The sequence below is a fragment of the Actinacidiphila acididurans genome (assembly GCF_016918855.1).
Lineage (GTDB): Bacteria > Actinomycetota > Actinomycetes > Streptomycetales > Streptomycetaceae > Actinacidiphila > Actinacidiphila acididurans.
The window spans coordinates 323080-332374 of the sequence record NZ_JADKYB010000010.1 but is presented as its reverse complement, the minus strand read 5'-3'; the positions used below and the strand labels follow the sequence as shown (position 1 = coordinate 332374).

At 71.6% G+C, this 9295-nt stretch carries 2 protein-coding genes; one reads left to right on the top strand and one right to left on the bottom strand.

The annotated features are described in order from the left end of the window. Positions 1-60: 60 nt before the first annotated feature. Entirely contained in the window at positions 61-4893 is a 4833-nt protein-coding gene (locus tag ITX44_RS20700; protein WP_205358757.1) for a glycoside hydrolase family 3 N-terminal domain-containing protein, read from the top strand. 130 nt (positions 4894-5023) lie between these two features. On the opposite strand, the gene ITX44_RS20695 is transcribed toward ITX44_RS20700, so the two are convergent. After that, complete coding sequence (locus ITX44_RS20695; protein ID WP_205358756.1) at positions 5024-9292, bottom strand: WD40 repeat domain-containing protein; 4269 nt, start codon at positions 9290-9292, stop codon at positions 5024-5026. Positions 9293-9295: the final 3 nt, after the last annotated feature.

Here is a 9295-nt window from a genome sequence, read left to right as displayed (position 1 = left end):
CCCCAGAACTCCCCCCTTGCAGTTCCCGGAACCCCCTTTGAGTACCTGGAGGAAGATCCCATGAGCGGCAAGCCGTCACGTCGGCAGATCCTGAGAACCGGCGGATTGGCGGTCGGCGGCAGCGTCCTGGCAGGCATGGGCCTGCCCGGCACGGCCCACGCCTCCGCCCCGTCCGCGTCGTCCGCGCCGTCCGGCGCCCCGTTGGTCGACTTCCTCTTCCGCGACGACACCGCCGACGCCGGCGCGCGCCTGAGCGACCTCATGCAGCGTCTGACGCTGGAGGAGAAGATCGCGATCAGCACCGGCAGCGTCTCGTCCGCCGTCCCGCGCCTCGGCCTCAACGCCGGCCGCAGCGGCGGCGGCGAGGGCCTGCACGGCGTCAAGGACAGCAAGCACGCCACCGTGTTCCCCAGCCCCCTGGGCATGTCCCAGTCCTGGGACGAGGACCTGTTCCAGCACATCGGCGACATCGTGGCGACCGAGTCCCTCGCCGACAACGGCCCCACCAACCGCCTGGTGCCCGTCCTGGACATCCTGCGCGACCCGCGTGCGGGCCGCGCCTACGAGTCGATGGGCGAGGACGCCCACCTCATCGGCACCCTCGGCCGGGCGATGACCGGCGCGATGAACCAGCGCAGCGCGGACGGCTACCAGCAGTTCCTGCCCACCCTCAAGCACTTCCTGGGCTACAACAACGAGATCAACCGGCTGTGGACCAACACGGTGATGCCGCCCCGCGTCGCCCGGGAGTACTACGTCAAGTCCTTCTGGCTGTGCATCGCCTCGGGCAACGCCAAGAGCGTGATGACCTGCTACCACCTCGTCAACGGCAAGCCGGTCTCGGTCAGCCCGTTCCTCCAGGAGATGCTCCAGGAGTGGACGCCGGACTTCGAGGGCACCGGCCACCACGAGTTCCGCACCGTCAACGACTACGGCAGCGGCTCGAGCATGTGGGTGCACAGCCAGCGCTACTTCGCCGACGACCCCACCGGCCGCTCCCGCGGCAGCGCCCAGGGCGTCCGCAACGGCCAGATGTCCTGGAGCTTCCGCTCGTACGGCGACCCGGTCGCGCAGATCTACGACGCGCTGGCCCGCGGGCTGCTCACCGAGCAGGACCTCGACGACAACGCGCAGCGCAGCCTGGCGCTGAGCCTGCGCCTGGGCGACCTGGACCAGTTGCGGATCCGCAGCCCCTACATCGCCCGTACCGCCGTGACCCGCAGCTCCCTGCTGCCGGGCAACCGGCCGATCGCGATGCGCGCCTCCCAGGAGCAGATCGTCCTGCTCAAGAACGACGACGACACCCTCCCGCTGCGCGGCAAGGCCACCCGGGCGGCGGTCCTGCTCGGTTCCATGGGCGAGGAGGTCCTCAAGGACCACTACACCGGCAACTGGGCCTACGCGATCCCCCTGAAGGACGCGCTGCAGAACAAGCTCGGCGCCGGGAACGTCCACTACAGCCGGGCCGTCGACACGGTCGCGCTGAAGGCGAGCAACGGCAAGTACCTCAAGAGCGCGAACAACGCGTTCAGCGAGCCCGGTTCCTCGACCGCGTCCGACACGCCCGTCCTCGCCGCCGGAACCCCGAAGACCGACAACGCCGTTCAGAGCACCGAGACCGACCTGCTGTTCGAGGTGTACGACTACGGGGGCCTCGACAAGCTGCTGCGCACGCCGGTCAACGACCGCTTCGTGCAGGTCCCGCACGTGACGGCCTCGCCGGCGAACGGCGGCGCGCTCGTCAACAACACCTCGGCGCCCGGCCAGGCCAGCCTGGTGAGCGGCGCGACGCAGTACGTCAACTACCAGAAGCTGCGGCTCGTCCCCACCCCCGACGGCAAGTACGGCCTGTACAGCCCGGTGGCCGGTGACGGCGCCAACAACAGCTACGGCCTGAGCGCGATGGCGTACGACCAGGACGACGAGGACGTCAACAACGGCAGCTACCTGCGCCTGATCACCTCCGGTGCGCAGGCCGGGGGGATCGTCGCGGACACCACCGAGGGCCACGTCGGCCCGTACCGCGACGAGCAGCACACCGGCGGCCCGGACATCGCCACCGCCCCGTTCGACCGCAGCGGCTCCGACACCGTGGCCGACTCCCTGCCCGGCGAGTACACGTTCGACCTGCAGTCCGTGCAGACCAGTGAGCAGGCCATCGAGTCCGCGCTGGCCGGCGCCCCCGCCGACGCCCCCGTCCTCCTCGTCGTCGGTTACGAGCCGCACCTGAACGCCCGCGAGGCCGTCGACCTGTACCGCACGGGCCTGAGCGACCAGCAGATGCGCAACATCGACTACCTGACCGGCACCAAGGGCCGCGACGTCGTCCTGATCGTGAAGACCGGCAGCCCGATGACCATCGACAAGGCCGTCCACGACAACCCCAGGGTCAAGGCGATCGTCGAGATCGGCCACTCCGGGCAGGAAGAGGGCAGCGCCCTGGTCAGCGCGCTGTTCGACGACGGGTACTCGGTGCCCGCCACCGGCTGGGCCCCCACCGCGGACGTCTACCAGCCCTACGGCTCCTACAGCGCCTACCCGGGCCACCTCGGCACCGGCGGCTCCGTCCCGGCGTACTCCCCGGCCGGCCGGCTCACCGCGACCTGGTACGAGTCGATCGCGTCGATGACCGGCGCGAGCGAGGACCACCCGCCGGAGTCCTACCGGTGGCCCGCCTACGACGAGGCCGGCAACGACAACCTCGGCAACCTCAACGGCACCGTCCCCACCGGCCTGCTGACGTACGACATCATCAAGGGCGGCCGCACCTACCAGTACTTCACCGGGGACGCGCTCTACCCGTTCGGATACGGCCTGACGTACACCTCCTTCGCCTACTCCGACCTGAAGGTCTCCAAGGTCGCGCAGGGGACGTTCACCGTCTCCGGGCGCCTGACCAACACCGGGCAGCGCGTGAGCGACGAGGTCGTCCAGATCTACAGCCGGTACACCGGCACCGCGTCGCGGATCGTCCAGCCCAACAACCGCCTGATCGCCTTCGGCCGGCTCCGGGGCATAGCCCCCGGCGAGTCGCGGCGCTTCTCCTACGACATCGACCTCCAGGACAAGCTCGGCGTGTGGGACGTCGAGACCGGCGCGTACATCGTCGAGCCCGGCGCCTACCGCATCAAGGCGGCGAAGTCCTCCTCCGACGCCGGCAAGGACGTCACCCTCCAGGTGACCACCGCGAACGGCGGCCGGGCCGCGGCCCACCGCGACCTCAACCGGCAGGCCCTGGCCGAGGACTTCGACGACTACAGCGACCTCGGCGGCCGGATGACGGACATCGAACTGCTCTCCGCCTCCGATGCTTTCCACTCCGACACGGCCGTGGAGTTCCGCCACGACGGGGCGTGGATCGCCTTCAAGGACGTCGCGATGCCGGCCGGCACGAAGTGGTTGACCCTGCGCGCCGGTTCCGACCGCACCGGGACGGTCAAGGTCTACGCCCTCCCGGCCGGCTCGCCCGCCACGGCCCTGAAGTCCGCCTCGCCGCTCGCGTCGTTCCCGGTCCAGGACACCCGGCCGGTCCCCAACCTGCCCACGGGACTGGGCCGCGGGCCCATCGCCGTCTCCGGCCAGCCGTACGGCAACCTGCCCTACCCCGGCTCCCCGGCCGGGCAGAACGGCAAGGACGCCGGCGGGCAGCCGTACAGATACGCCTACATCAAGCCCGGCTGGATGAACACGGCCGCGAAGGTCTCGGCGCCCTCCCGCTCCGGCGGATCGCGCTACGACGTCTACGTGGTGGCCGAACGCCGGGGCACCCGGCTCGAGTGGCTGAAGTTCGGCACCGCGCAGGAGACCACCCAGAAGATCGCCATCGCGGAGCAGGACACCCTCGACTCGATCCGCGAGCGCGGCGGCACCCTCGCCCTGAGCGCCGAGCTCACGCCGGCCACCTCGGTCTCCCCGGTGCAGTGGTCGGTGTCGGCCCCGAACGGCTCGCCCACCCGGCTGGCGACGATCAACGCCGGCACCGGCGTCCTGCAGGCCACCGGCGGCGGCAACGGCACCGTACTGGTGACGGCCACTTCCGGGGACAGCCGGGCCACCCGGGAGGTCCTCGTCACCAACCAGCGCGCCGCCGACCAGGTCACCATCGGCGCGAAGGCGATGACGGTCGACTACATCCTCCTGCGCACCGGCAGCGGCTTCGGCCCCAACGACAACATCCAGCGGTTCAAGGGCACCAACCAGCAGACCGCGGTGTACTCCGGCCTGTTCAGCGAGAACCCCAACGCCTACTACCTGGCCGGCACCTACCTGACCGTCCCCGACTCCGAACTGAAGTGGCAGGTCACCGGCACCGACGGCGGACCCACCGCGCTGGCGACCGTCGACGCCGTCGGCCTGGTCACCGCGACCGGCACGGGCGACGGCGAGGTGGTGGTCACCGCGACGCTGGTCAGGAACCCCGACATCACCGGCCGGCGCGTCCTGACGCTGACCAACCAGGCCCCCAAGAACGCCTACACGATGATCCAGGCGGAGAACTACGACGCGACGACCGGCGACAAGGCCGCCGCCACCACCTGGGGCTTCGGCGGCAACCAGTTCGGCCTGCAGATCCCCATGCCGGCCGGCAGCACCTGGACCTACCGCAACGTCGACTTCGGGCACACCGGCCCGGACCGCGCCGAGATCCGCCTCGCCCCCGACGACACCACCCGTAACCTCACCGTCCAGATCTGGGCCGACGCCCCCACCACCGCCTCCGGCGGCACGCTCCTGGCCACCGTCCAGGCCGCCACCTCGGGCAACAACGTCCTCTACGACACCTTCACCGCCCAGATCGCGGGCAAGATCGCCGGCGTCCACGACATCTTCCTGACCCCCTCCGCCCCCACCCGCCTCAACTGGTTCGCCTTCGCGGCGGCCGCGCACGCCTGACGCGATCCGATGCGATCCGACGTTGACTGACGTGCACTGACGCGGACGAGCCGGGCGCGCCCATCGCGCGCCCGGCAAGGCACCCCGGCCCGGGACCTCCCGGCCGGGGTGTCCCGCGTCCCCGACGTGCTCAGGGAAGCCGTGCGGCGTCGATGTCCAGGACGAGGACTTCCCGGTCGGCTGCGACCACCAGGCTCTCGGCGTCGAACGCCAAAGCTGTGACCGGATAAGGGGTCGGAAAGGCATCACGCAGGGTTCCCGAGCGGAGGTCTCGGATCTCGATCAGCTGCCGGTCGGTCTTTGTCACGAGGGCCGCGAGGGAATACAGCGGTGAGTTCGTGCAGGCCAGGACGTCCGCCGGACCTGTGGTGCCGAAGGAGGCGGCGCACCGTCCGTCGTGGAGGTCCACGACGGCGAAGTGGCCGTCCCCGTACACCACAACTGCGGAAGGCCGGCCGTTCACCAGCGCGGTCTCCAGGTGGGAGACGTGCTCGTGACGTGGCAGGCGGTACTCGGCGCGGCATCTGCGGGTCCGCAGGTCCCACACCCTCAGCGCGTGAGCCGTCTCCGGATTCGCCTTCTCGATGCGGCGTGCGGTGAGGAGCACGGGCGTGCCGGTCACCGGTGCGATGGCCGTTGTTCCGGCGCCGAGGCCGAAACGGCCGACCTCCTGGTCGTCCGTCACGTCCCGGAGAACGGCGCGGTGCCGTTCATCGGGCAATTCCTCTACGAAGACGGCCACGCTCCGGCCGTCGACGTCCGCCACGCCCTGGAGGGTGGTTTCGGCGGGCCGGACCAGGTCGCGGGCCGTGCGCGTGGCGGAGTCCCACACCTGGACCTCGGGCTCGGGGGGATAAGGGCGGCCGCTTCCTGCGGTGAGCACGAGGAGTGAGGTCCCGGAGCCGGCCCCGGCCAGGGCGACCCGTTGCACCGGCCAGGAGTGGCCGCGGATGTCTGCGATTCTGCTGCCGTCCCGCAGATTCCACAGCAACACCTGCCCGATGTGCATGCCGTCGCCCCAGTCCTCGCCGCCGACTGTGGCGGCGACCGGCGTGCCGTCCATCCTCCCGACAGCGACGGCTGCGTTGTCGAAAGCCGGCCCTTCGATCGGCTCGGCAAGGTCGGGTCCCTCGCGCAGGTCCCACACCAGGGTGTTTCCGGCGCCGGACGTCACGGCCACCGGGATGCCGTCGGCATAGGTGCAGTGGACCGTGTCGATGGTGGTCACCGCGGGCAGGGGCGTCTCACGCTGATGTCCGGTGGCCAATTCCCAGACGGAGATGCGGCCGTCGTTCATGGCGGCGCCGAATCCACGGGTCGCCCCTACGACCAGCAGCACCACACCGTCGACGACGAGGCAGGCCATGTCCACCACCTGGCTCCGAGGGGCGATCGGCGTGGGCATCTCCTCCAGGGTCCGCAGGTTGAACAGGCGCACCTGCTCACTCGCGGTCACCGCGACGGGGATCCCGTCCACCTCGGCGCACGCGACGGCGCGTACGCCGTCGCCCAGTTCGGCCCGCATACTGCCTGTCCGCAGGTCCCACACCATGATCCGGTCGTCGACGGCCGTGACGACGACCGGTGCGTCGTCCACCGTCGTGCACGTCATGGCCGAGAGGCCGCTCGGGTGGCCGACGAGCGCGCACCGCGGAATTCCGGTCCTCAAGTCCCACACGAGGACCTCGTCGCCGTCGTCCCCCGGTAGCCGTGACACTCCGACCGGCTCGCCGTCGACCGTGCCGCAGGCCACCGTGGGGCCGGGGCGGCCGAACCGAACGCGGTGACCGGTGAAGACGGCCTTGGCCCGACCCGTCACGAGGTCGAGCACCGCTACCGCGGTGTCGAGCCCCGTGACCAGGACCGCCGAGCCGTCGACCTCGCCGTGAGCCACCTGGGAGGAGGAGCCTGCGATCACCGAATGCGCGAAAGGATTGAGCATGCCGCCGGTCGCCCACCGCGGGCGCACCGCCAGCCCGTCGTTCAGCCCACGTGCAAGGCCGGTCGCCCTGTACCGGGCGGCGTCGAGGGCGAGGAGTCGGTGCCGGCGCGCGGGCGAGGACCCGCGGTGGGCGACAGCGGACGCCGTGTACACCGCCCGGACGGTGCGGCCGAATGCCGTGCGCGTGTGCGGCAGTGCCGACAGCAGACCCTCGGGGTCGGAGTGGACCAGGTAGCCGACGTCGGACACCAGCGTGTCGATCCGACCGGACGCCACGGCGTGCGCCCCAAGGTGGCGCAGTGCGTAGGGGTGGGCCCGGGACCAGTCGCGGGTCGCGTCGACGCCGTAGGGCACGTCGCTGAGGACCTCGACGAACGCCCGGTGCACCGAACGCGCGTCGGCGCTGCCCCCGCGCAAGTGGTCGGCCAGCGCCTGGTGGTACAGGCGGTACACGGACCGGCCCGCCTCCTGCGATTCGACGACGTAGGCACCCGCGTGTGCCTGCAGCCATTCCAGGTCGGCGTCCGTGTACGTGCGCCCGGACACCTTGGCGGCCAGCGACGCCCACACCCCCGCCCAGGGCAGCCCCTGCCCCAGCGCGTACGCCAGCGGGCGCAGAAGGTCCTCCGCGCGGCCCGCGGCCGCGCCGAGTCTGCTGTCGAGGTCCGCCTGCATGGCGGGGCCGACCATGCTGGGCAGGGAGCGGACCCAGCGGGCGTCGGCCGGGTCGGCTGCCGTGTCGCGGGCAGCCAGGGTTCCGGCGACGATCCGGGCGACGAGGAAGGAGCCGGCCGCAGCGCGTACGACGGCCTGCGCCGCGGCCCGCGCGTGGGCGGGCGGGACCAACCGGTACGGGCTTGCCCGGTGCCCGTCGAGCAGGCACCGGATGGTGTACCGGAGCAGGCCGTCGGGGTCGGCGTACCGCTCGTCACCCAGGTCGATCACGTGGGGCCGGGGCCAGCCGGTCGCGCGGCCGTAGAGCGCCTGTTCGCCACCCGGTTCGAGAAGGGGCAGCAGGTGCGGGCGGGTGCCCAGGAGCATCCGTACCGGCGGGCCGTGGCCGTCGGTTCCCGCGGCAAGGAGGGGGCGCAGCAGGAAGGTGATCAGCTCGTGGGGGTCGGCGGCCTCGTCCAGGGCGTCGATGAGCAGGGTGAAGGGACGTTCGGTGCGGTGCAGGCGGGCGCGCAGCGCGGCGATCAGTCCGGTGGTGTCGTTCTCGGCGGTGCCCAGGGCGGCTGCGATGCCGACGCGGATCTGTGCGACGGTCAGGCCGCCGGCGTAGACGGCGATGTCGACCGCTCCGGACGGCGGCAGGGCGCCAGCGGGCAGACCGATGCCGTCGACGGGAACGGACCTTCGACGTGCGGGTTCCGCGAGGGCGGCCACGAGGCCGAGGAGCGCGGTCTTGCCCACGCCCGGGCCGGCGGTGACGACGAGGGCGGGCTGTGCCGGGGAAGGGGAGGCGAGCCAGCGCGAGACATCGGTGAGTGCTGCGTGCCGGCCGGTGAACCACCAGGCTCCGTTGTCCGCTGCCGGTCCTGGGGCGTTGTCCGCGGCCGGCACGCCGTCGTCGTCAGGGAGCGTGCCCTTGGCGCTCGGGAGGAAACGCGTACGGAACTCCGCCTCGCGCCGGTCCGCTTCGGACTCCCAGCTGAGAGCGCCCTGGAACCGTAGGTCGAGGCCGGCTTCGTCCGGGCGGTGCCGGGGGTTGGGCAGGAAGGCGGGGACCGGTCCGTTCAGGCCGATGGCGGTCCAGCCGATGTGCTGATGAGCGGGGCGTGCGGGGTTGGCGTTCATGGCGCCGACCACGGCTCCCAGGTCCAGAGCAGCCGGAATCCGCCCGGCCGTGGAAGGGGCGTCGACGGCCTCGGCGAGCAGCCGGGGGAGGGCGCCGGGATGTGCCTGTTCGAATGGGCGCGTTGCGGCGACGACGACCAGGCCGGAGTCTGACGGCCCGGTCCAGTCGCGTTCCATGCTGCTGAGCGCGGCGGCTGCGGCCTGGTTGCCTCCCTGGCCCGAGTAGCAGGTGTCGAGGACGAGGAGCAGGCGACGTAAGGGGGTGTCCAGCAGCATGGCTTCGGCCAGCCGGACCGTCGGCAGCAGGAAGGCTTCGTCGTCGGGGTCCGCGTCCGCGGCCATCAGGACGTGGCGGCCGTTCTCCAGGATCTGGCCATGGCAGCTGAGATACATCACGAGGTGGTCGTCGGGCCGGATCCGCTGCCGGCACAGGGCCCGCATTCGTTGCGTGAGGTCCGCCTCGGAGGGGTCGATGCCCGGCTCCGGCAGAAGGGTGTACCCGAGGGTGCGGGTGAACAGGTCGATGATGTCGGAGCGGGCGCCTACGAGGGTCGGCTTGTCGAGTTCCGGGGCCCGGAGGTGGCGGGCAACAGCGGCGGCGATCAGCAGACGCCGGCCGGCGGCGGGTCCAGGGCCGGGGCCCGGGCCGAGACGGGCCATCAA

Coding starts and splice junctions, on each gene's coding strand:
- ITX44_RS20700 (WP_205358757.1), top strand. CDS start 61: ATGAGCGGCAAGCCGTCACGTCGGCAGATCCTGAGAACCGGCGGATTG.
- ITX44_RS20695 (WP_205358756.1), bottom strand. CDS start 9,292: ATGGCCCGTCTCGGCCCGGGCCCCGGCCCTGGACCCGCCGCCGGCCGG.